We start from the raw sequence: 310 nt of genomic DNA, 5'->3' as shown, positions 1-310 counted from the left end.
CAAACAGTTGATGAAAGAGCGTGGAAAAATTGAACAACAGTTTAGTCATCTCAAAGATAAAGGGCTGGAACAGCCACATTGGTATGGTCAAAATCGCTATCTATTGCATATTCAGCTAGTTTTTCTGATTCATAACATTGCATATTTATTTTAGTTTTGCAACACCCTCTAATTAAGAGAATAACTGTCATTATTCTCTTCTCGAAAGACGGACTATGCCAATAGAACCGTTCTTTTTTTGTTAATACCTTTTATTATTTAGAAATTTATTATACTATACATTTGCGTAACTTTCATTTCATCTTTTACC

The 310-nt window shown here is 31.6% G+C and carries 1 pseudogene; it reads left to right on the top strand.

The features are described from left to right. Window positions 1-154: pseudogene (locus ACQRBL_RS32760) on the top strand (ISNCY family transposase); the annotation flags it as partial. Window positions 155-310: the final 156 nt, after the last annotated feature.

The sequence above is a fragment of the Bacillus sp. AF62 genome (genome assembly GCF_050312695.1).
GTDB lineage: Bacteria > Bacillota > Bacilli > Bacillales > Bacillaceae_G > Bacillus_A > Bacillus_A cereus.
The sequence above is the reverse complement of the archived record's forward strand: the minus strand, read 5'-3'. Positions and strand labels throughout refer to the sequence as shown.